This is a genomic window from Chryseobacterium wanjuense (genome assembly GCF_900111495.1).
GTDB lineage: Bacteria > Bacteroidota > Bacteroidia > Flavobacteriales > Weeksellaceae > Chryseobacterium > Chryseobacterium wanjuense.
Genome location: NZ_FOIU01000005.1, coordinates 38,338 through 60,636 on the forward strand (window position 1 = coordinate 38,338; position 22,299 = coordinate 60,636).

Annotated in this window: 18 protein-coding genes; 8 read left to right on the forward strand and 10 right to left on the reverse strand. The window is 37.6% G+C overall.

Going from position 1 to position 22,299, the window contains the following annotated elements; all coding sequences use genetic code 11:
- Nucleotides 1-189: 189 nt before the first annotated feature.
- Nucleotides 190-1,062 carry a 4-hydroxy-tetrahydrodipicolinate synthase gene (gene dapA / locus BMX24_RS19570; RefSeq protein WP_089795880.1) on the reverse strand — a complete coding sequence of 291 codons (873 nt, stop codon included), beginning with the start codon at nucleotides 1,060-1,062 and terminating at the stop codon, nucleotides 190-192.
- A 195-nt stretch (nucleotides 1,063-1,257) separates the two neighbouring features.
- Here dapA and BMX24_RS19575 point away from each other — a divergent pair, with 195 nt between their 5' ends.
- From BMX24_RS19575 to recO, 4 genes are read left to right on the forward strand one after another with little or no spacing between them, the layout of a single operon-like run.
- A complete protein-coding gene (locus BMX24_RS19575) occupies nucleotides 1,258-2,016 on the forward strand; it encodes a 5'-nucleotidase C-terminal domain-containing protein (protein ID WP_089796077.1) in 759 nt (252 codons plus the stop codon).
- Complete coding sequence (locus BMX24_RS19580) at nucleotides 2,016-2,966, forward strand: bifunctional metallophosphatase/5'-nucleotidase (protein ID WP_089795883.1); 951 nt, start codon at nucleotides 2,016-2,018, stop codon at nucleotides 2,964-2,966. The genes BMX24_RS19575 and BMX24_RS19580 overlap by 1 nt, the downstream gene beginning before the upstream one ends.
- Nucleotides 2,967-2,968: 2 nt before the next feature.
- Entirely contained in the window at nucleotides 2,969-5,254 is a 2,286-nt protein-coding gene (gene porZ, locus BMX24_RS19585) for a type IX secretion system anionic LPS delivery protein PorZ (RefSeq protein WP_170835759.1), read from the forward strand.
- Nucleotides 5,254-5,940: a DNA repair protein RecO gene (recO, locus tag BMX24_RS19590; protein WP_089795885.1), complete on the forward strand. Its 687-nt coding sequence runs from the start codon at nucleotides 5,254-5,256 to the stop codon at nucleotides 5,938-5,940. Before porZ ends, recO begins: the two co-directional genes overlap by 1 nt.
- 173 nt (nucleotides 5,941-6,113) lie before the next feature.
- Here recO and BMX24_RS19595 read toward each other — a convergent pair whose 3' ends face one another.
- The 4 genes from BMX24_RS19595 to BMX24_RS19610 all read right to left on the reverse strand — a co-directional run bounded on the left by BMX24_RS19595 (nucleotide 6,114) and on the right by BMX24_RS19610 (nucleotide 11,093).
- On the reverse strand, nucleotides 6,114-8,768 hold the full coding sequence (locus BMX24_RS19595; protein WP_089795887.1) for an MGH1-like glycoside hydrolase domain-containing protein: 2,655 nt from the start codon (nucleotides 8,766-8,768) through the stop codon (nucleotides 6,114-6,116).
- Between the two features lie 250 nt (nucleotides 8,769-9,018).
- A complete protein-coding gene (locus BMX24_RS19600) occupies nucleotides 9,019-9,828 on the reverse strand; it encodes a glucose 1-dehydrogenase (RefSeq protein WP_089795889.1) in 810 nt (269 codons plus the stop codon).
- A gap of 170 nt (nucleotides 9,829-9,998) precedes the next feature.
- Nucleotides 9,999-10,472, reverse strand: a complete 474-nt coding sequence (locus BMX24_RS19605; protein ID WP_089795891.1) for a GNAT family N-acetyltransferase — start codon at nucleotides 10,470-10,472, stop codon at nucleotides 9,999-10,001.
- Between the two features lie 3 nt (nucleotides 10,473-10,475).
- Nucleotides 10,476-11,093: a DUF1684 domain-containing protein gene (locus tag BMX24_RS19610; RefSeq protein ID WP_089795893.1), complete on the reverse strand. Its 618-nt coding sequence runs from the start codon at nucleotides 11,091-11,093 to the stop codon at nucleotides 10,476-10,478.
- Nucleotides 11,094-11,445: 352 nt separating this feature from the next.
- On the opposite strand from BMX24_RS19610, the gene BMX24_RS19615 reads away from it, so the two are divergent.
- On the forward strand, nucleotides 11,446-13,017 hold the full coding sequence (locus tag BMX24_RS19615) for a GMC family oxidoreductase N-terminal domain-containing protein (protein WP_089795895.1): 1,572 nt from the start codon (nucleotides 11,446-11,448) through the stop codon (nucleotides 13,015-13,017).
- Between the two features lie 98 nt (nucleotides 13,018-13,115).
- Here BMX24_RS19615 and BMX24_RS19620 read toward each other — a convergent pair whose 3' ends face one another.
- Complete coding sequence (locus BMX24_RS19620; RefSeq protein WP_089795897.1) at nucleotides 13,116-13,520, reverse strand: hypothetical protein; 405 nt, start codon at nucleotides 13,518-13,520, stop codon at nucleotides 13,116-13,118.
- An 85-nt stretch (nucleotides 13,521-13,605) separates the two neighbouring features.
- The gene (gene mqo, locus BMX24_RS19625; RefSeq protein ID WP_089795900.1) at nucleotides 13,606-15,111 is read right to left on the reverse strand and encodes a malate dehydrogenase (quinone); all 1,506 of its coding nucleotides are present in this window, start codon (nucleotides 15,109-15,111) and stop codon (nucleotides 13,606-13,608) included.
- Between the two features lie 509 nt (nucleotides 15,112-15,620).
- On the opposite strand from mqo, the gene BMX24_RS19630 reads away from it, so the two are divergent.
- From BMX24_RS19630 to BMX24_RS19640, 3 genes are read left to right on the forward strand one after another with little or no spacing between them, the layout of a single operon-like run.
- On the forward strand, nucleotides 15,621-16,721 hold the full coding sequence (locus BMX24_RS19630; protein WP_089795902.1) for a hypothetical protein: 1,101 nt from the start codon (nucleotides 15,621-15,623) through the stop codon (nucleotides 16,719-16,721).
- 10 nt (nucleotides 16,722-16,731) lie between these two features.
- Nucleotides 16,732-17,553 (forward strand): hypothetical protein, encoded by an 822-nt coding sequence (locus BMX24_RS19635; RefSeq protein ID WP_089795904.1) that lies wholly within the window; start codon nucleotides 16,732-16,734, stop codon nucleotides 17,551-17,553.
- Between the two features lie 9 nt (nucleotides 17,554-17,562).
- Nucleotides 17,563-18,351: a hypothetical protein gene (locus BMX24_RS19640; RefSeq protein ID WP_139176910.1), complete on the forward strand. Its 789-nt coding sequence runs from the start codon at nucleotides 17,563-17,565 to the stop codon at nucleotides 18,349-18,351.
- A 76-nt stretch (nucleotides 18,352-18,427) separates the two neighbouring features.
- On the opposite strand, the gene BMX24_RS19645 is transcribed toward BMX24_RS19640, so the two are convergent.
- The 3 genes from BMX24_RS19645 to cqsA all read right to left on the reverse strand — a co-directional run bounded on the left by BMX24_RS19645 (nucleotide 18,428) and on the right by cqsA (nucleotide 21,982).
- Complete coding sequence (locus tag BMX24_RS19645; RefSeq protein WP_089795908.1) at nucleotides 18,428-19,468, reverse strand: NAD(P)H-dependent glycerol-3-phosphate dehydrogenase; 1,041 nt, start codon at nucleotides 19,466-19,468, stop codon at nucleotides 18,428-18,430.
- 229 nt (nucleotides 19,469-19,697) lie between these two features.
- Nucleotides 19,698-20,705 carry a terpene synthase family protein gene (locus BMX24_RS19650; RefSeq protein WP_089795910.1) on the reverse strand — a complete coding sequence of 336 codons (1,008 nt, stop codon included), beginning with the start codon at nucleotides 20,703-20,705 and terminating at the stop codon, nucleotides 19,698-19,700.
- A gap of 74 nt (nucleotides 20,706-20,779) precedes the next feature.
- On the reverse strand, nucleotides 20,780-21,982 hold the full coding sequence (gene cqsA / locus BMX24_RS19655; protein ID WP_089795912.1) for an alpha-hydroxyketone-type quorum-sensing autoinducer synthase: 1,203 nt from the start codon (nucleotides 21,980-21,982) through the stop codon (nucleotides 20,780-20,782).
- Between the last annotated feature and the right edge of the window lie 317 nt (nucleotides 21,983-22,299).

The window sequence follows — 22,299 nt, forward strand, 5'->3', positions numbered from 1 at the left end:
AAAGTTGATAAAAGACTTTTTACCAGCAAAAAAAATCAATAAAAAAGGGGAAAAGCATTAGACTTTTCACCCCCTTATATGTTTTGTTAATTGTCAATTTTACTTTGCAAATGAATTATAAAATGTAAACAACTTGTTATTAAATTCACAATTGATTATTCGCTTTTCACAATTTTGACCATTCACTTTTTAAATGTTCGCCATTTCAGCTTTAATTTTAGCATAAAGCCCTTCTGAAGCTGGAACTAAAGGAAGTCTTAAATAATTTTTAGTAATTCCTTTTTCAGTCAAAATCACTTTAATTCCGCAAGGATTTCCTTCCGCAAAAATCAATCTTGTGATGTCGACTAATTTATTGTGAATTTCGTAGGCTTCCTTCACTTTTCCGTCGAAAGCCAACTGAACCATTGTAGAAAATTCCTTTGGATATGCCTGTGCAATTACGGAAATCACACCATCTCCACCTGCCAAAGTTACAGGAAGTGTAAATTCATCGTCACCCGAAACAAGAGAAAATCCTTCTGGTTTTTTTCTCAAAATATCAAAATACTGTAAAATATTTGGTGCGGCTTCTTTAATTAAGAATAAATTCGGGAATTCTTTAGCCAGACGTATAGTCGTTTCAGCCTCAATATTTTGTCCTGTTCTCGAAGGAACATTATAAATAATGATATTTTTCCCTGTGGAAGCCAATGCTTTATAATGCTGATAAAGCCCTTCCTGATTAGGTTTATTGTAATATGGAGACACAGAAAGCACTGCTTCAAACGCAGAAAGGTCTGCTTCTTCGATCTGTTTCTTGACTTCAAGAGTATTATTTCCGCCGATTCCCAACACGAGTGGAAGACGTTTATTATTAACCTTAATGACATGCTCAATTACCTGTTTCTTCTCCTCCTCAGAAAGCGTTGCAGCCTCTGCCGTAGTTCCCAAAACAACTAAATAATTGGTTCCGTTTTCAATGTTGTATTCCACAAGTTTTGTCAAACTGTCGAAATCCACGGATAAATCTTCATTAAAGGGTGTCACCAACGCAACACCTACTCCTTTTAAAATGCTCATCTGTTCGAATTATTTTTGTCAAATTTAATAATTTACACCAAGAATTTATAATAAATAATAATGTTTTATTATACATATAATTATATTTGCATATACTAAAAGATATTATGAAATCTCTATGACCGAAATTGTTTTCAAAAACACTACAGGTTCTGGCGATTACGTATGACCTTTAATAAAAATTATTTGCTGCATATGAAAAATAAATTCTTGTTAATAGGAATTGCCCTGACTGCCCTTTCCGCTTGTAAGACGGCTTCTCCGCTGCAGGTGGCGAATGTACAGACTCAGAAAAATATTTCTATTAATAATGAGCTAAAAAATGATGAGGAGTTTGTAAAAATTATTGAACCTTATAAGCAAAAATTGGATAAAGAGATGAATCAGAAAATCTCCCATACCAATACAGACCTTACAAAACAGGGGGACAATAGTAATCTGGGTAATCTTTTAGCAGACTACACCTTCGATGGAGCTGATGAATGGGCGAAAAAAAATCTTCAAAAAAATGTCGATGCCGCACTGATCAATATCGGAGGAATCCGTACAACGATCGGGAAAGGTGATATTCTCCTGAAAAGTGTGTTTGAAGTAATGCCTTTCGAAAATGAAGTGATTATTGTAAAAATGAAAGGAACGGATTTGCAGGGGCTTTTTGATTATTATGCAAAAACTCAGGTGAATAATCCGGTTTCTCATTTGTACATTGAAACCAATAACGGACAATTAACCAAAACTTTAATCAATGGAAAAGCGGTAAATCCTACTCAGGATTATTACATCGCAACATCTGATTATCTGGCTTTGGGTGGTGATAATATGAAATTTTTCGCTAAAGGAGAATCGACCCCGACAGGAATTAAACTAAGAGATCTTTTTATTGATTATTTTAAGAAAAATCCTGAAGTGGTGGCCAACACAGATGTTCGTTTAAATTTTATCGGTAAAAAGTGATGGATAGAAAAAAGTTTTTAAAAGCAATAGGTGGTGGAACTTTAGCAATGGCTTTAGCTCCGAATATGATGATGGCGGAAGAATTAAACATTCTTGATCTGAAATCCACAAAGAAACTAACCATTCTCCACACCAACGACCAGCACAGCAGAATAGAACCTTTTGACGCAAGCTATACCAAAAGTCCCAATCAGGGTGGTTTTGCGAGAAGGGCGAGCTTAATTCAGCAGATCAGAAATCAGGAAAGCAATGTGTTGCTTCTTGATTCAGGCGATATTTTTCAGGGAACTCCTTATTTCAATTTTTTTGGGGGTGAACTGGAGTTTAAGTTAATGTCCATGATGAAGTACGACGCTTCCACCATGGGAAATCATGATTTTGATAATGGTTTGGACGGGTTTTTAAAGGTGTTGCCAAATGCGCAGTTTCCTTTTATCTGTTCAAATTATGATTTTAAAAATACAGTTCTCGACGGAAAGACGTCTCAATACAAGATTTTCAATAAAAACGGAATCAAAGTAGGACTTTTCGGAGTGGGAATTCAACTGGATGGATTGGTTGGCAAAAAGCAATACGGGGAAACTGTTTATTCGGATTCGATTGAGGTGGCTCAGCATTATTCCAACTTTCTGAAAACCGAACAAAAATGTGATCTTGTCATCTGCCTTTCACACATCGGCTATGATTATAAAGATGAACCTAATAAAGTAAGTGATAAAATTTTAGCCGCCAAAACAGAAAATATTGATATTATTCTGGGAGGGCACACTCATACTTTCTTGCCCGAACCACAGACTTTTACCAACAGACAAGGTAAAAATGTTCTGGTCAATCAGGTGGGATGGGCAGGTCTTCTTTTGGGCAGGATAGATTTTTATTTTGATACAGACAAAAACGTAAAACATATTTCCTGGAATAATCAGGTAATAGACAGCAGCATAATAGCATAAGCATGAAAAAAATCTCTTTAATTTCTCTTGGTATTTTAGCATCCCTGCAATTTGTAAATGCACAGAATATTTCTTCAAAAAAATGGACGGATCTGTTTTCGTACAACAACGTTCTTGCCATGAAAGAAGATAATGGAAGACTCATTGCAGCCGCAGAAAACGGAATATTCTATTATACAGTATCAACAGGTGAAATTACGAAGCTGTCGAAAGCCAACGGCTTACATGAAGTGAAAATTTCAGCCTTCGATTATAACCCGCAGACAAAGATCGGGCTGGTTGGTTACCAGAACGGTGCTTTGGACGTTATTGCACCGGACGGAGTTACGTATGTCGTAGACATTCCGATCGCAACAGGATATAATGGAAGTAAAAAAATTAATCATATTTCGATTACAGGAGATCTTGCGGTGATTTCTGTAGGATATGGTGTTTCTATTTTTGACCTTAAAAAGAAAGAATTTAAAGACTCTGCTTTTTTCTTATCCGGAGGAACGTATGAGGCCAGCAACGAAGCAACAATTTTTGGCAATAAAGTGTATGCTGTATCCAATACAGGATTTAAAAGCCATGAAATGAACGTTACTTTCCCTGTGTATTCAACATGGACTGTTGAGATGGCTGGTTCATATAATCATATTGATTCTGAAGGTATTTTAAGTTTCTCATCACCGACTACAGGTTATCTGTACAACGGAGGAGTACCGGTACCGCTTTCACAGGCATTTACAAATGTTCATGATGTAGTGGTTAATTCCAACAACATTATCGTTACCGATCAGAACAGGGTTTATACATTCAATACCAATGGAAATTTCACCAATACCGTAACGTTTGGAGAAGAGTGCAATACCGCGACTACTGTGGGAAGCAGCGTTTATGGCGGAACCATTTTATCAGGAATAAAAAATGAAAGCAACAATTCTTTCAAGCCGGATGGTCCTTATTTTAATTATGCTTATAAAATAAGTTTATTCGGTGAAAACCAACTTTTGGTATCAAGTGGAGGAAGAGAAAACAGATTCAACACTCCTATTAATAACCTAAGAAATCCCGGCTTCTATTATTTCAACGGAATGGAATGGATCTATCCTTCCTACTTTATAGGAAATACAACAAGATTTAATATTCTGGACGTTGTCTCAGATCCCGTAAATCCTGATGATATATTCTTTACAAATTATAACAACTCTACTGGACGTGGTATTTATAAAATGAAATACAATTCCGGAAGTAAAGATTTTACATTCACCAAAAATTATGATTTAGGAACTTCAGACTTTTATACAAGACGTCCTGTAGGTCTTACTTTTGATGATTCAAATAATTTATTTACATCTATAGCCTTTTCCGGAGAAGGTGCTGCTCAGGGACCTTTAACAGCCGTTGGTGCTTATGACAGGGCAACCGATACTTTTCTTATAAAGAATACAACTATTTCAGGTGGTGCTGCTCAAAAACCTTTGTATTATGAGGGCTTATTGTGGATGCCTCTACCCAGGGTAAGTAGCTTTCTGGCATACGACTATAAAAAAACCATCAATACATCTGATGATACGGAATATATCTTGAATCAATCCAATGGTTTTGCATCAAACTCCAATGGAACAGTTTCCGTAGCCGTAGATAAATCCGGTGATGCATGGATAGGATCAGATGCCGGTTTAAGGATTTTACCTAATGCTGCTTCAGAAATTAAAACTCCTTCAACGGCTACTGTAGAACCCATCATTATCGAACAAAACGGTTTGGGTGAAGAGCTTTTCAGAGATTCACAGATCCTTCAGATCGAAGTAGATGCAGGTGATCACAAATGGGTTTCTGTAGATGGTGGTGGTGTGTATTACCTTTCTCCGGACGGACAGCAGACCATTAAACATTTTACCAAAGAAAATTCACCGTTACCGACTAATAGCATTACAGACATTAAAGTAGACAGAAAAACCGGAAAAGTTTATTTTGTTTCCTACGACGGAATTGTAACCTATCAGGGTGATGTTGCAGATGTGACATCCGATTTCGGAAATGTTGTGGTATATCCGAATCCTGTCGTTTATACTCAGTTTAAAGGAAAAGTTACCATTAAAGGTTTAGCGGAAATTACCAATATCAGAATTGCCGACGCAGCTGGAAACGTAGTACATTCAGCGGTGGCAAGAGGTGGATATTACGAATGGGATCTTAATAATCAAAGAGGCGTAAGAGTGGCTTCAGGAGTATATTTTGTACTTATGACAAACGAAGACGGCTCAGATAAAGCTACTGCAAAGATAGCTGTGGTTAATTAATGAATTCACAAAACGGATTTTTATTATCATACATAAAGTACGGAGAGAATGATGCGGTTTTGCATTGTTTTACAGAGGAAGATGGCTTTCAGTCTTATTTTTTAAAGGGAATCTACGCCAAAAGAAATAAGAAAAAAGCCCTGCTTCTGCCATTGAGTAAGTTTAATTTTTCTTTAAATCCTTTAAAAGGCAACGGAATACAGACCATTTCAAAATTTGAACTGGTAAAAAGCAACGATATTTACATGGATATTAAATGTAACTCGGTTGTTTTCTTTATTTCAGATTTTTTAAATCAAAACTTAAAGCACGAAAATAAAAATCCTACTATTTTCTTTTGTTTAGAAGAATTTATTGACGAATTAGAACATCAAAATTATCAGTCGCATTTAGTTTTTTTAATTAAAATTTTAAAAATTCAGGGCGTTGCGCCTTTGCTTAATGAAGGAAATTTCCTCGATCCGGAAACCGGAACTTTTTCGCAAGAACTCACACATCAGCTATTCAGTGAAGACATCTCAACCATCTGGAAAGCCATTCTGTATGCGGAAAATCCGTATGTGATAAAAGTACATTCCACTTTCAGGAAAGATTTTCTGGATAGTGTTCTGGTGTATTATCATTATCATATTACAGATTTCAAAACGCCGACTTCCCTAGAAGTCATTCAACAAATATTTGAATAAATCTTAAAAAATTGTTCAGCAACGCACACTTTGTCAAAGTTTAAAACTTTGACAAAGTTCATTTTCAGCAAAAAATTTCATTTCTCTCAAACTTTCAGAAAAAAATAACCATCCCAATTTCCACCCCGAATCCCGAATCCCGAACCCCAAAACCTCGAAGCCCGCACCTCGCATCACTTCGCATCATCCGGCATTTCCGTTTCCGATTCTGCAATTTCCTTTTTCGAAAATCTTGGCATGAGGATTTTTGCAATCAGTCCCGTCCATCCCGTTTGGTGGGAGGCTCCTACTCCACGGCCATTGTCTCCGTGAAAATATTCGTAAAATAAAATATAATCCTTAAAATCCGGATCCGTCTGAAATCTTGGATATTGACCGTTGACAGGGCGGTTTCCGTTTTCATCTTTTAAAAATATTTTGGATAATCTTTTGCTTAATTCATCTGCAATTTGATCAAGATTCAGGAAATTCCCACTTCCAGTCGGATATTCAACCAGAAAATCCGGACTGTAATAAAAAAAGAACCGCTGTAAACTTTCAATAATTAAAAAATTGACCGGAAACCAAATCGGACCGCGCCAATTGCTGTTTCCCCCAAAAAGTCCACTATCACTTTCTGCAGGAGTATATTTTACGATATAATCGGTGCCGTTTAATTTTAAAGTATAGGGATTTTCTTCATACTCTTTCGATAAAGCGCGAACGCCGAACTCGCCTAAAAACTCATCAGGATTCAGCATTCTGTGAAGCAGTCTTTTCAAGCGATGCCCCCGCAACAGGGAAAGTAAATGCTTAGAATCCTGACCTTTTACTTCCCAGTGGGAAACCAAAGCAGCTAATTCAGGCTTATTTTCCAATACCCATTCCATTCGTTTTTTAAAATTTGGGAGATTTTCAATCATTTCATCATCAATCACCTCAACCGCAAACATCGGAATCAGACCAACAACCGTTCTCATTCTCAAATACATATGATTCCCATCACTGGAAGCCAGCGCATCGTAGAAAAATTCGTCTTCTTCATCCCAAAGACTGAAATGCTCATCACCCATATTGTCGAGAGAATTGGCTATGTAGAGGAAATGCTCAAAAAATTTCATTGCCATTTCTTCGTAAACACTGTTGTAAAGGGCTAATTCCAGAGCAATTCTCATCATATTCAGGGCAAACATGGCCATCCAGCTTGTACCGTCGGACTGTTCGAGGTGTTCTCCGTTCGGAAGCGGTAAATTCCGGTCAAAAACCCCAATATTGTCGAGCCCAAGAAATCCGCCTTCGAAAATATTGTTTCCGTTGCTGTCTTTTTTGTTGACCCACCAGGTAAAATTCATCAACAGCTTTTGAAAAGCACTTTCCAGAAACTCTAAATCTGGCTCGCCTTTTAAATATTCATCAATTTTAAAAACCCTAAAAACCGCCCAGGCATGAACGGGAGGATTCACATCACTGAAATTCCATTCGTAGGCCGGAAGCTGTCCGTTCGGATGCATATACCATTCGAAAAGGAACAATTTGAGCTGATGTTTGGCAAAATCAGGATCAATTATGGAAAAACTTATCGTGTGAAAAGCCAGATCCCAGGTTGCATACCAAGGATATTCCCATTTATCGGGCATGGAAACAATATGTTCATTATTGAGATGTTTCCATTCAAAATTCCGGATTTTTTGGCGGGATTTGGGTGGGGTAATTTCTGCAGGGTCACCTTTCAGCCATTTTTCGACGTTGTAATGATAGAACATTTTGTTCCAGAGCATTCCTGCGAAAGCCTGTCTCTGAACGAGTTTTTCATCCTCTGTTTTTATTCCTTTCTGGACTTCAGCATAAAATTCGTCTGCTTCCTTTTGTCTTGATTCAAAAATGTCATTGAAATCGTCAAATGGCTTTTTTAGCTCTTTATCAGAAATTCTGAATTCAAATATTTTTGTTTCTTTTGATTTAAATTTTTCATTAATAAAAAATGAAGCTTTTGTTCCGAAATCTTTCGGATTAACGGACTGAGAATTTCCATTGACTGCAAAATCATTGATCCCGTCTTTGGTATATTTTGATTTATTCGGACATTGATAAAGCCTCTCATTATTGGTTTCATTGTCACAGAAAAGAACTTTCACAGATTGTTTTGCATAAACATTTTTGATTTCCAAATCTTTATGATTTACTTTTATGGAAGTTGCTTCCTCGGATGTCATTTGGGGTTTGTAATCGTCGTATCCCCAGTTCCATGTATTTCTGAACCAAACTGTCGGTAAAATGACTAGCGGGGCTTCATTTTCGGATTTGTTGATGATGGTAAGCTTTACCAAAATATCATTCTGGCTTTCTTTGGCGTATTCAATAAAAATGTCGAAATATTCATTCTCGTCAAAAATTCCGGTGTCGAGCAATTCATATTCCGCTTCTTCTTTGGTTCTTGTGGCATTTACCGTTAATAAATCTTCATAGGGAAAAGCATTTTGCGGATACTTATACAACATTTTCATGTAAGAATGAGTAGGTGTAGAATCCAGGTAATAGAAATATTCTTTTACATCTTCCCCGTGATTTCCCTGTCCGTTTGTGAGGCCAAAGAATCGTTCTTTCACCATTTTATCCTTTTTATTCCAAAAACCGACGGAAAAAACCAACTTCTGGAAGTCATCACAGATTCCGCAGATTCCTTCCTCTCCCCAACGATAGGTTTTCGCTTCGGCTGTGTCGTGAGTCGTGTAATTCCATGCATCGCCATCTGCGCTGTAGTCTTCGCGTACCACTCCCCATTCGCGGTTGCTGACATAAGGTCCCCATTTTTTCCAGGAAATATCGGATAGTCTTTCTTTTTCTTTCATACTATTTTTGTTGTGAATTTGCGTTGCAAGCCAATTTTGCTGCGCAAGTGAATGGTGAATTTTAAATTCTATTACTATTGACAAGTGAAACGAATTGACAATTGACAAGTGACTTTTCAAGCGACTGCTATTTCTATGATGCCTATTCGCGCCCCGGATTGAACGGCCTGTCTGAGCTCTTTTTGTAAGCCCCGGCAAAAGCAAGGCACAAAAAAGCGAGTAGTGAAAGCCGGAAATGTGCGCCCAAAAACTACCCTCCCGTGGAAAAACTCTCGAAAGTCGTCATTCCGCCGTCTACGAAAATACTCGCTCCGGTAATATAATCCGACAGATCGCTCGCCAGGAAAACCGCCAGATTTCCGATATCCTGCGGCTGCCCGATTCTGTTGTAGGGAATTAAGGTAAGAAGAGAATTCAGTGCTTGCGGAGTATTCCACGCATTGGTATTGATCGGCGTCTGAATCGCTCCCGGACAAATAGAATTGACCCGGATTTTATCTGCTCCGTATTCCTGCGCCAAAGTCTGCATCAGCATTCTGATCGCCCCTTTGCTCGCCGCATAATTGGCGTGACCCGCCCAGGGAATAATCTCATGAACCGAACTGATATGAATGATTTTTCCGCAGGCAACCGAACGTGAAGTATCGATTCCGCGTCGTAGGAATTCTTTGATCGCTTCTCTGGCGCACAAAAATTGCCCGGTAAGATTGACTCCGATCACAGCGTTCCACTGATCCAAAGTCATTTCCGTAAATTTTGCATCTTTCTGAATTCCGGCATTGTTGACCAGAATATCCACCGTCCCAAATTCGGAAACTACCTCCTGAAACATCTTCACGACCTGATCTTCTTTGGAAACATCGCATTGGTAGGTGATTCCTTTTCCTCCGGCATCAGTAATTTCCTTTAGAACAGCATTTGCTTCATCCGTAGATCGTTCCGAAGAGTGATTCACAATGACAACAGCTCCCGCCGAAGCCAGTGATTTTGCTATGCCTGAACCAATTCCGCTGGAGGCTCCTGTGACCACAGCAACCTGATTTTGAAGTGATATTTCCATGTTTTATTATTTGATGTTACTCAAAGTTAGCTGAAAGTATCACGCCAAACATGAAAATTTTGATTAAAAATTTCTTAAAGTTTGATAATTATTAAGTTTTGGCTAAAGCCGTTTTGAGTTTTATTAAATAAACGGGCTAAAGCCCGTTCCTATTGAATCTGAATTCTGTTTTACAGTTTTTTGAACATCAAATATTGCGGTCCGCTTCGGCCGATTCTGGTTTTTCCATCGTAATGGTAACCTGTTTTTACATACAATTCGTACGCAGAAATGTTATTTTGATTAACAGCCAATACAATCTCATCACAATCTTTGAAATGTTTTCTGATAAAATCATCGATCTGCAGCATTGCTTCTTTTCCGATTCCTTTTCCCTGTAGTGCGGGATTTACAGACAATGATCTCAGCAATGTGGAATTGGGATTATCCGTTAGATCCAGCTTGTCTTCCCCGAAATCAAGCACAAAAAATCCGGCTGGTTTTTCGTCATTAAAAATGGTAATGGGGAATTCCAGATCAGTGTTTCGTTCTTTTATTCTTGCCAGTGCAAATTTTGCAGGTGAAGTGTATTGCAACTGTAGTTCATCCAAAGTATAATTTACTTCAGGAAAATCTTCTTCATTAAAAAATTTTAGGCTAACCATAGATTAATGATGATAAATATCTTCATACATTACTCCTGCGCGAATTTCAACCGGTAATTTATTCTCATCCGGAACGATCGGGCAATTGTAATCGTAGGCGTTGTAAGCACAATAAGGCTGGTAAGATTTATTAAAATCCAGAATGATCATATTTCCTTTCGGAATCGTAAGATCCATATATTTTCCACCGCCGTAGGTTTCTTTTTCGTTGGTCGCATCACGGAAAGGCAGGAAAAGATAATTCCTGTATTTTTCCTGTTTGATTAAATCTAAACTTTGATATAATGTAAGTGTGTAAGATTTTCCGTCAATTTTAAATATTGCTTTACCATATTCTCTATAAGATTTTGTTTTCCCGGAAGATGTCGGAAGATCAAACGGTTCAGCGTTTTCTGTTCGGACAAATTTTGCGGTGATTCTGTATTTTGAATTAAACGGAAAAAACGGATGCTCTTTAAATTTTGTAAAATTATCTCCTCGAAGTGGTGTTTCTTTAGGATTCAAATATTCGGCATTGAGCTCTTTCTGGAATTTTTTCACCTCCATTTCTTCTTTTGAAATCTTTTTCTGTGAAAAGAACAGCAAAGGCATTAAAACCAATATCAGAATATATTTCTTCATGAATTTATTTTAAAATAAAAATTAAAGCTATGAATTTTTAATTTTATCTGTGTTAAAAAATGTTTACAAAAAATTGTTGCTTGTTTTTAATACAAAGTCCGCAAGGATTTTTGAACTGTTTGTGGATATCTTTCGTCGGAAAGGCTGAACTACGTTCGTAAACCTTCACTTTATACTCAGCAAATGAAACATCCTATAAATATTTTCTTTATTTAATTAAAATTAGATAAATTTTAAAACGAAAACTAAAAACTTGATGATGGAAAAATATAAATAATCACAATTAAGTTTAAATACTATTAAAGTCCTGTTTTCTAGCATATTTTTTGGACATCTTGAGCAAATTTCATCAATGGACAGAAAGAGTTTCATTAAAAACAGTCTTTTGGCAGTCGGCGGTTTTTATTTTTTACAATCCAATCTTTTTCATGCGGCTCAACCGGCTATTAAACAAGAAAAAAACATCGATGCTCCGATTATTATCATCGGTTCAGGATATGGCGGCGCTGTTTCTGCGCTTCGTCTTTGTGAAGCCGGGAAAAAAGTAGTGATGCTGGAAATGGGCATGAACTGGGGAAAATCAGGAATCCCTTATTCCAATTTGCTGAAACCGGACAAGAGTGCGGGCTGGCTGAAAACAAAAACGATTGCTCCATTTTTTAATATTTTTTCATTAAAGCCTTTTACGGGCGTTCTCGACAGGCTGGATTTTGAACATATCAATATCTGGGTCGGAAGAGGTGTCGGCGGCGGCTCGCTGGTAAACGGCGGAATGGCTGTCACCCCGAAAGAAAGTTATTTTAAGGAAGTTTTTCCCAATTTAGATTCAGATAAATTTTATAATATTTATTTTCCGAGAGCGAGGCAGGAGTTGAAAGTGAATATCATCAGCGAAGAATTTTTAAAAGAATGTCCGTTTTACAAATTCACGAGAGTGGGTGAAGAAGAAGCCCATAAAGCAGGCTTCAAGACGATGAGAATTCCGAATGTGTATGATTTCAGTTATATGGAAAAGGAATATAAAAATGAAGTTCCGCGTTCGGCTTTCAATACGGAAGTGATTTATGGAAATAATCATGGGAAAAACAGTTTAGATAAAACTTATTTACAAAAAGCGCTGGATACCGGAAATTTAGAAATCCTAGACCTGCATTCTGTGGATGAAATTAACGTTAACCAAGATAAAAGCTATACTTTAAAAGTCCATCAGATCGATACTTTGGGAAAAACTATTGCCGAGAAAACTTTCAATTGCAAAAAACTGATCGTTGCGGCGGGAACGATGGGAACTTTAAAATTATTATTAAAATCAAATGCGGTAAATAACCTTCCCATCCCTGAAAATCTAGGAAAAAATTGGGGAAATAATGGAAATTTCATGACCGGAAGAAATTGGGTAAAACCACTTTCGGGCGGAACAGGAGCCAAACAATCGACCATTCCTGTAGCCGGAGTTGACAACTGGAACGATCCGGAACATCCTTTCTTCGCCGAAATTGCCCCGCTTCCGATGGGAATGGATGTGGCGACGGCTTTGTATCTGCAGATTAACAGAGTTGATAAAAAAGGTTCTGTTTATTATGTTGATGATAATTTAAAAGTCAATTGGGATGCCAGTAATACCCAGAAAATGCGAGAAAATGCCGATTATTTCATCAAAAAAATGAATAGAGCGAATGGCGGAACCCGTGCCCATCTTCTTTTTGACAATGGTTTTGGAGCCAATATCTGTTATCACCCTTTGGGTGGATGTGTTTTGGGTGAAGCAACCAACGAATTTGGAAAATTAAAAAATCATGACCATCTTTTTGTATTGGACGGTTCGCTGATCCCCGGAACGATTGGGGTGAATCCGTTTGTGACGATTGTTGCGCTTACGGAGTACTGCATTGAAAATTTAATTCAAAATAATGAATTTGCTTAATATTTTTCCTCCGTGGATTTCATAGATTTTAAGTTTTAAATTATAATGTAAAAAATCACTTTTAAACAAAAACTCCATCATGGTGATGGAGTTTGATACTATATATAAGATTCTGAAATTTTCACCCGATAAATATCCGAAGAATTCCGTTTTATAGATTCTACAAAGAAGCCGCCTTCTTCGGGAATAACCTCCTTTAAATCAAAACTTTTACAATCTGTCGGAAGTCCCGAAAAAATTAATGTAAACCAGAAATCCTGCATAAAAGGAACCGGTGTCCAATTGGGAAAAATAGTGATATTCTCCGCATGAATCAGCCTGCTTCTGTGATCTGATTGATTATCAAAAAGATACGTCGAATGCCAGATTCTGATAAGATTTCCTAAAAACGGTGACGCAGGAAAACAGCAATGTACAATTACCTGCTTTTCCTCTTCCACTTTGGTTTGAAGAGATTCCAGAAGTTCTTTTACGATGATCGGCTTTACGAGTGTATCGGACATAGCTTTTTTGTCAATGGTGAATTGTCAATCATTTTGCAAATATCAATTTTAAAATTCACAATTGGCAACTCACTATTCACTTTTTTTAATATTCAAGTTCTAATATTTCTTTTGTATACTTCCTTATCTTTTCCGTAAGCTCCGGATGATCAGCCAGTTTTTGACCGTAGGAAGGAACCATTTCCAATAGTTTACCTTTCCATTCGCCATGAAGTTTTTCCGGAAAACATCTTTCCAGAACGTTGAGCATAGCGTACACTGCCGTTGAAGCACCGGGAGAAGCACCCAGCAATGAAGCAATCGTTCCTTTTTTATTCACTACCACTTCAGTTCCGAATTCCAGTTTACCACCTTCTTTTTCATCTTTTTTGATGACCTGAACCCTTTGTCCGGCTATTTTCAGTTCCCAGTCGTCTTCTTTGGCATCTTTGATAAACTCCCTCAAATGCTGCATTCTCTGAGATTTTGTCATCGCCACTTGCTGAATAAGATATTTCGTTAAAGGAATATTATGCCACCAGGCTCCGAATAATGATCTTAAATTCTTAGTATTTACACTTTCAGGCAGATCAAGATAGCTTCCTTCTTTTAAAAATTTTGTTGAAAATCCTGCAAACGGGCCGAAAAGAAGTGCTTTTTGTCCATCAATAATTCTCAGGTCCAAATGGGGAACAGACATCGGCGGCGCATCTACCGTGGCTTGTGTATATACTTTTGCATGATGCTTTTCCACCAATTCCTGATTATGACTTACCAGCCACTCCCCGGAAACCGGAAAACCTCCGTAGCCTTCGCTTTCTTTAATATCTGAGCTGTCCAGCAACGGCAATGCATATCCTCCCGCCCCGATGAATACGAAATCCGCTTCCACTTCCTGTTTATGGTTGTGAATCCTGTCTTTCACTTTCATTTCCCAGGTTCCGTCTTCTTTCGGATCGATGTCTTTCACTTCATGATAAAGGAAAACCTCAACATTGGAGTCTTCCAGGAGATGTCTTCCCATTTTTCTGGTCAGTGTCCCGAAGTTGACGTCGGTTCCCATATCCATTTTTGTGGCAGCCATGATTTCGGATTGGTTTCTTTTGCTCATCACCAAAGGAATCCACTCTTTCAGCTTTTCATGATCTGCGGCGAATTCCATGCCTTTGAACAGTACAGATTCCGACATTTTTTCATGGCGTTTTCTTAAATATTCAGCATCTTTTTCACCAAATACCAGGCTCATGTGCGGACAGGAATTGATAAAATCTTTTGGCTCGTGAATATATCCTTTCGTGATCAGGTAAGACCAGAACTGTTTTGAAATTTCAAACTGTTCTGCAATGCTTTCCGCTTTGGAAATATCAATGGAGCCGTCGGGTTTTTCGGGAGTATAATTAAGCTCACAAAACGCTGAGTGGCCAGTTCCCGCATTATTCCAGGCGGCAGAGCTTTCCTTTGCAAACCTGCCCAGCCTTTCGAAGATGGCGATCTCCAGATTGGGATCAAATTCGTGTAATAATGTAGCTAAAGTGGCACTCATAATTCCGCCACCTATTAGAACAACGTCGTATTTTGGTTTCGGCGTTCTGCTTGTAAGCGATTGTGACATAATTTAAATTTTATTATATCAAAGTTCGTGAAAAGTTTTAAAACATACGGTTTTGTTTTGGTTATTTTAACAAGAGAAATTTCATGTTTTTATTAATTCTACCTTACAGATTTTCATTTTGCTGACTTCAAAACATCGATCACCTACCACAAATAAGTATCAAATAACCAGCAATTTAACATAAAATTATTTTTATTAATGTTAAAATTTACATTTAATTAAAATTATTAATGTTTTAATATTATTTTATGAATAATATAAGTTCATTTAAGTTTACATAAAGAAAGTCTTTAATCATAATAGTTTACAGAATTAATTTTAATCAATAATTAGTGAAATTTTTAAATATTTTACATTGAATACTCCAAAACAAGTGAAAAATAACATTTAAAAACGCCTTAAAAATGTAAAATATTCATTTTTCTACTGATTTTTTACGTAATTTGCACCCAAAATAATACGACCTAATGAAATCGTATTAAAATTATTTCGAATTTAAAAAAACAGGGATGAAAATTTTTAACTTGGTGAGTATCATACTCGCCCAACTTCTCTTTTCCCAAAGCGGAAATGTAGGAATCAACACGTCCAATCCGGACAACAGTGCTATTTTACACATTGAAAACTTTAACGGAACTCCGGCGACGGCAACAGCAACCATATCGGGTGGTGTGGTTACAGCCATCAACATTACCAATGGAGGGAGCGGCTACAAGACTGTACCGACCGTTAATTTTTATGATGGAGGATCTATCGTAAACGGAGGATCGAAGGCAAGAGCTACGGCTACCATTACCAGCGGCGTAGTAACGGGAATTACCATAAACAATGGAGGAAGCGGCTATACAAGCATACCTTCAGTTGTGATATCGGGAGGAAATAAGGGACTTTTATTTCCAAGTTTGAATATTGCGAACTTAAGCAGCACCACAACTCCGGTTGCTTCTCCGGCAGACGGATTAATCGCTTTCAACGGTGGGACAAACAGCAACAGCAAGGCGTTACATTTTTTCAACGGTACTATCAATCAGTGGCAAAGTACCATTGATGCAGAAGATACTCCCAAAATCGCGTATATACAATTGACCGGAAATCTGGCTGTATTGGATAATGCCATTCAGGGGGTAAGTGCAAGGCTTTTGCCTAATCCTCTGTCTGTATCGGCGGTTTCTAATATTAATGGATTTAAAGTAGTGCCTAATGACAATGCATATTCTTTGGTGTTACCGCAGGGAAATTATCTGGTAGAAGTAAATCTGAACCTCAACTCTCCCCAAGAAAATCCTTCCGGATTCAACGGAACGGCTCCGTTAACGGGAAGTACCTATTATCTTATGGGATATTTTATGGATTTTTATAATGATACTTATAATAATTCAACGGGAGTTTTCACATCTGGTCCGGCATCGAGAAAGGAAATTCCTATTGTCTCTAAGGTTAGTACCAATCACCTGGCAAGCTGGTCGTATTATTACAGTGTTCCTGCGAATGCCAATGCCAATATTATCGGCGGTCTGAGATTGTACCTCGGAAGAATGCAGGGAAGTACTTTTTACGATCTGGTAAATGTTATTTCGAGCGAATCTTACATTAAAATTTCAAAGCTTTAATTAAAAAAACATGAAAAAAAATTATATCGTGATCTTATTGATGCTTGTCAATATGGTCTATAGTCAAGTAGGCATTGGGAAAACTATACTGAACAGTTCAGCCGTTCTAGATATTTCGAATTCCACCAATAAAGGAGTGCTTCTTCCAAGAGTAGATATCGTGGATATTCTGAATAATACGACACCGATCAGCAGTCCGGCAGAAGGATTGATCGTTTATAATAAAGGAAATACCATCAGCCCGGGATTGTATATATGGAAAAACAGCAAGTGGACACAAATAGCGGATACTTATAACCTGGTGAGTTATTTAATGCTTCAGAGAACTACAGATTACAGTGTTTTGGGAGGATTGGCGAACGGAACTTTTAAGAATTTTAATGATGCACAATTTACTGTAGTATCCAATGACATTGGAGCTTCTTACAACACCAGCAACGGAATCATTACCCTTCCCGGAAACAGCGGATATCTTGTTAATATCTGTTTCGACATTAGGGATACAGAAGAAAGTGCTACCGCCGGTATCGGAAATACGGCAGTACACGTTCATCAATATGTATTAAAATTGATAGATCCGGCCACCAATACGCAATACGGCAAATCCATCAGTGTAAATGCACAGTCGATCGCCAGTAACAAGACGCATACCATCAACCTGAGCTTTTCTTTTGTGACTACTTCCGCTACACCGATTAACCTTTTACCGGCAATTTCGCATGCTGCAGGAGGAACGTATCAGTCCGGAAGTGGCGGAACAACCCTGAACAACGGAGGAATCATTATTACCAATGCAAAAGTTGATATCCAAAGATCAGCTCTTAACCCATAATTAACAAAGATGAAAAAACATATTTTAACCTGTATTCTATTTATTTTTACATTTAGTTTACCAATAAACGCTCAAGTGGGAATTAATACCAGTTCCCCAAATGCAAGCAGTATTTTAGATATTAACTCAACCAATAAAGGAGTGCTTTTTCCGCAATATGACCTGACGGTGCTGAACAGTACTTCTACTCCTGTGGCCAATCCTGCAGAAGGTTTAATGATTTATAATAAAGGAGGAGTATCTACCTACCCGAAAGGATATTATATCTGGATCAAAAATCAATGGCAGCGCGCGATTATTTCGGGTTCGGAGCCTCAGAATATGTCGCTTGTCAATATTACGGTGACGCCTCCCAACGTATTAATTACCGCAAATAACACCAATAGCGTCGTTCCTAATCTCGTTGTGGGATCTAATAAAATAACAGGAGCTTCACTTGGTGCCGACAAATCGACCATCACATTGCCTGCGGGAACCTATATTTTCAGGTATTCTGTAGATGCGGTTACCGGAACCAATAATACAGGTCCTGCGAATACCCAATACCTTTCCCGGAATTTTGTCTGTACGAGATCGTATTTGGTGAATGCTGCCACGAATGCCGTTATCACCGAATCTAATAAGATGTGTCAGCTAAGTGATACTTTTACCTTTTTCCAAGGAACATTTTTCCTGAAACTGACGGCTCCTACGACCATCAAGCAAAAATTTGAATTTGATACAGGAAACGGATTTACCAGAAGTGATCTTTTGATACGATCTTCTTTCGCTATCAACATAACACGAATGGCTCAATAAAAAAAACTCAGGTCAACGGCCTGAGTTTTCAAAATATTTTAAAGCAAGATTTTATTTTAAAGTCTTGTTTTTTTGTTTAATTCAATTTCGTAGTAAGCTTTCTGAACTGTTTTTCGGCATTTTTTCCTTCATACAAAATCGCGTAGATTGTATCGATGATCGGAAGTTTTAGCCCTTTTTCCTTTGAAGTTTTATAAATAGAATCTGCTGCGTAATACCCTTCTGCCACCATGTTCATCGACTGGATCGCAGATTTTACCGTATATCCTTTTCCAATAAGGTTTCCTAAGCTTCTGTTTCTTGAAAATAACGAGTAAGCCGTTACCAGTAAGTCTCCCAGATAAGCACTTTCGTTCACGTCTCTTGGAGCTTCATAAATAGCCTCGAGGAAAGTCTCCATTTCACGGATGGCGTTTGAAACAAAGACCGCCGTAAAGTTGTCTCCATAGCCTAAGCCGCTTGCAATTCCTGCTCCGATAGCGAAAATATTTTTAAGAATTGCACTGTATTCATTTCCTAAAATATCCTTGCTGGAATGTACTTTAATAAAATCAGAATTAAAAATCTCTACCAGTTTTTCCGAAGTCTCATCCTCCACCGTTGCAATGGTAAGATAAGAAAGTCTTTCCATCGCTACTTCTTCTGCGTGACAAGGTCCTGCAATCACGGCCTGGTTTCTAAATCCAATTTTAAATTCGTCTCTTAAATAATGCGCTACGACATCATTCACTTTAGGAATAATTCCTTTAATGGCGGAAACAAAAATTTTGTCTTTGTAGTCACAATTCATTTTATCCAAGGTATCGGAAAGATAAATGGACGGCGTTGCCAGCACAATGATATCACAGGCAGAAACCAGCTCATTGATGTCTGTTGTGAGCTTTAAATTTTTAAGATTAAAATTCACTGCCGTAAGGTAAGTCGGATTGTGACCGCGAAGCTCGATCGCTCCCTTCACGAACTCATTCCTTACACACCAATGCACAACTTTACAGTTTTCAACAAGCATTTTTACAATAGCAGTCGCAAAACTCCCGCTCCCTACAACCCCTACGGAAATATCCTTTTTATTTTTTTTCGGACCCGCAGATTCTGTATTTGTTTTCTTTTTAGCCATAATAGAAATGTGAACTGCAAATATATTAAAACAAAGATTGAAGAGTGGTTTTCGGGGCATGATAAAACCCATTTTTAGATAAAATTAACACTTCGACAGTCTAATTACATGCTAAAAATTTAAATTGTAATTGTTATTCAGTTTCTTAACTTTAGTATTAATTATTAAAAATTTACACTATTATACTAAAAAAGGAACCATTGAGATTCCTTTTTCGCTAAATAATAATTTATTTTTCATTTGTATATTCACCTTCTACATAATTGCCATTTTGGTAACGGACCGTATCTGTATGCCAAGCGTAAACTCCTGAAACCATTATCCCTAGATCCTGGATGTATTCAAATATCATATTTTTCCAATTATCAAAAGAAGGCAGATGATTTTGCAAGACTAAAAACTCCTTCAAATAATCATCATGCAACTCAAGAGCTTTTATATAAGCTTCCTGGATTGTGATTTTATATTCCTGCTGCAATACCTTCACAATATTCATAGTGTCACCTTCCCGATGAAGTTCTTTAGGTAAAGAGATAATGTCGTTATGAATACCAATAAGCAATGAACAAAGGGTCTGAATACGCTTAATATGAGGATGATCAAAAATCTCATCCGGTATTTGTCGATAATCTTTTTGCATTGCAACATAATCACAATAGGGCTGAACACCGCTTGTATCTTCTCTGATAAGCAGATAGACAGGCAGTGGAGGAATTGTGTTCACTCTGTAATATGTTTTTTCTTCGGCATAACCTTTAAACACCCTGTCAACTGATTTTACAAATCTTTTGTATAAATGCTCCGGAAAATCGCATCTAAGAGCATCCTGCCTGAGTTTCCAATACAAATGGAATATGCCGTTTTCAGAAGGTTCTTTAGGGTCATTGCCTGTCAATAATTCATGAATGCGATTTGTAATTTCGTACATTTCGTTTCGTGAACAACGGTCAAAATAATCATCCATCATTGCGCCGTTTGCCGTGTAATTGGCAAGAGGAAGCAAATCATCAATTGATTTCAGAAAAGGACATCCACGTGCTGCAATATCACATAGATTGTGCTCTTTATGCTTTTCACGGGCTTGTTTGCTGTGAATAATGTATTCTGTATCGATCCAGTTATAATATTCTTCCCTCAATCGTTGAAAATCGGGATGAATTGTATCAGGAAAAGGATACTTAGGTTTGGGTAAATCGAGTAAGCCTGCGTAAAACTCTTCGTTTGTCATGGTTTTCATGGGAAATGATTTTGTTATTAGGGTTTATGTGGAAAATAAATTGAGTACTCTTGGATAGATTGTTTTAAATAACCTCAGATATTATGTTTTAGAAATGCTTTTTTACAGCTTACCGCAACATGCTGCAATTCATCAGCCTGTAATTCTGAATGAAGGGAAAATCTTAAAACAGGTCTTTTCTTCGCGGTAGCGGGGGTACAGAAAGGAGCCCCGAATATTCCTTCTTTATCTAAAGTCTGCTTCAGAAGCATCATTTTATATTCTGATTTTGCTTTGAGTCCTATTATTTGTGATTCGCTTTCACTCACATCAATGCCTGTTTCCATCAGAAGTTCTTTCAACTGATTTGAATGCCGATGTAGCCTTACTCTTCTTTCATCGCCTGTTTCTGAATTAATCAGATCCAATACTGCATTTAATCCGTTAATATCAAAGGGCATTAACGCAGAACTGAATATCTGCGGTTTGGAGGTCACATTAAAATAATCTCCGAATTCCTTCGGACATAAAATTAATCCGGCACGGGAAGCAAATGCCTTCGCAAGACTCGCTGTTCTGAATAAAACGACGTCATTGATCCCGAGTTCTTCAACCAGACCTTTTCCATTAGGCCCGTGAGTTCCGAATGAGTGGGATTCGTCCACGATAAGGGTACAGTTTTTAGTTCTTGCAATCTCGGCAAGTTCACGTAGCGGAGCTATGCTTCCATCTGTACTGTAAATAGAATCCACCACAATAATTCCTGAACCCAGCTGGCTGATTCTTTTTTCCAGATGACTGATATCGTTGTGCATAAAAGGCACAGCTTTCCCATTTCCCATTTGAATGCCGTTCCAGATGCTCATGTGCGCCATCATGTCGATATACACAGGAACATCCATATCTTCTACCAAAGTCTGCATTAATCCGAGATTGGCTACATAACCCGACTGGCAAAGGAGGGCAGATTCTGAGCCGAAAAAAGAAGCCAATCTCCTTTCAAGAACTGTTTGAGGTGCTTCTCCGTGAATAAATGATGCCGACATTAATGGTGTATGAGCTGCCCCGTCAAACGATCCGGATTGAGAAGCCAAGACTTGGGAATCTACGGATAATCGCAGATAATCATTGCTGAGGAGATTGATAGAGCCTTCGCCCGGCGCAGCTCCCCGGAGAATATGCTCGCCTCCCCATTCTTTATGTAGTCTGTTGGCATAAAAATCATCCATTCTTTTTAAAAGAAAATCAGGATATTTCCCATGCTTTTCCGGCAAGAAATACATTAAATTGTTTTCCATAGTTATGATGTTGATTGGTGTTTAATTTATCACAATCTAAAAGCTTTTCCCGGCGGAATTCTTTTTACATCATCATTATAGCTTCTTCATTAAAAAAATTTTCAGAAGAATTGATTTTAGAAATAATTGATATTATTCAAATTTAATAATTTTTCAATCATCAGTGACTTAAAATAGATTAAAAAATGCTTACATTTTCATAAGCATCACTTTTCAAAAAAACAAAATACCTGAATGCATCATGGGAAGAGAAATTTATCTGTCGAGCATTATCAATTAACATAAAATATATTTACTTTGTGTTTTAGGTGGCATTC

Coding starts and splice junctions, on each gene's coding strand:
- BMX24_RS19640 (WP_139176910.1), top strand. CDS start 17,563: ATGAAAAAACATATTTTAACCTGTATTCTATTTATTTTTACATTTAGT.
- BMX24_RS19615 (WP_089795895.1), top strand. CDS start 11,446: ATGGACAGAAAGAGTTTCATTAAAAACAGTCTTTTGGCAGTCGGCGGT.
- dapA (WP_089795880.1), bottom strand. CDS start 1,062: ATGAGCATTTTAAAAGGAGTAGGTGTTGCGTTGGTGACACCCTTTAAT.
- BMX24_RS19630 (WP_089795902.1), top strand. CDS start 15,621: ATGAAAATTTTTAACTTGGTGAGTATCATACTCGCCCAACTTCTCTTT.
- BMX24_RS19610 (WP_089795893.1), bottom strand. CDS start 11,093: ATGAAGAAATATATTCTGATATTGGTTTTAATGCCTTTGCTGTTCTTT.
- recO (WP_089795885.1), top strand. CDS start 5,254: ATGAATTCACAAAACGGATTTTTATTATCATACATAAAGTACGGAGAG.
- BMX24_RS19650 (WP_089795910.1), bottom strand. CDS start 20,705: ATGAAAACCATGACAAACGAAGAGTTTTACGCAGGCTTACTCGATTTA.
- BMX24_RS19635 (WP_089795904.1), top strand. CDS start 16,732: ATGAAAAAAAATTATATCGTGATCTTATTGATGCTTGTCAATATGGTC.
- BMX24_RS19645 (WP_089795908.1), bottom strand. CDS start 19,468: ATGGCTAAAAAGAAAACAAATACAGAATCTGCGGGTCCGAAAAAAAAT.
- BMX24_RS19600 (WP_089795889.1), bottom strand. CDS start 9,828: ATGGAAATATCACTTCAAAATCAGGTTGCTGTGGTCACAGGAGCCTCC.
- BMX24_RS19575 (WP_089796077.1), top strand. CDS start 1,258: ATGAAAAATAAATTCTTGTTAATAGGAATTGCCCTGACTGCCCTTTCC.
- BMX24_RS19605 (WP_089795891.1), bottom strand. CDS start 10,472: ATGGTTAGCCTAAAATTTTTTAATGAAGAAGATTTTCCTGAAGTAAAT.
- BMX24_RS19595 (WP_089795887.1), bottom strand. CDS start 8,768: ATGAAAGAAAAAGAAAGACTATCCGATATTTCCTGGAAAAAATGGGGA.
- porZ (WP_170835759.1), top strand. CDS start 2,969: ATGAAAAAAATCTCTTTAATTTCTCTTGGTATTTTAGCATCCCTGCAA.
- BMX24_RS19620 (WP_089795897.1), bottom strand. CDS start 13,520: ATGTCCGATACACTCGTAAAGCCGATCATCGTAAAAGAACTTCTGGAA.
- BMX24_RS19580 (WP_089795883.1), top strand. CDS start 2,016: ATGGATAGAAAAAAGTTTTTAAAAGCAATAGGTGGTGGAACTTTAGCA.
- mqo (WP_089795900.1), bottom strand. CDS start 15,111: ATGTCACAATCGCTTACAAGCAGAACGCCGAAACCAAAATACGACGTT.
- cqsA (WP_089795912.1), bottom strand. CDS start 21,982: ATGGAAAACAATTTAATGTATTTCTTGCCGGAAAAGCATGGGAAATAT.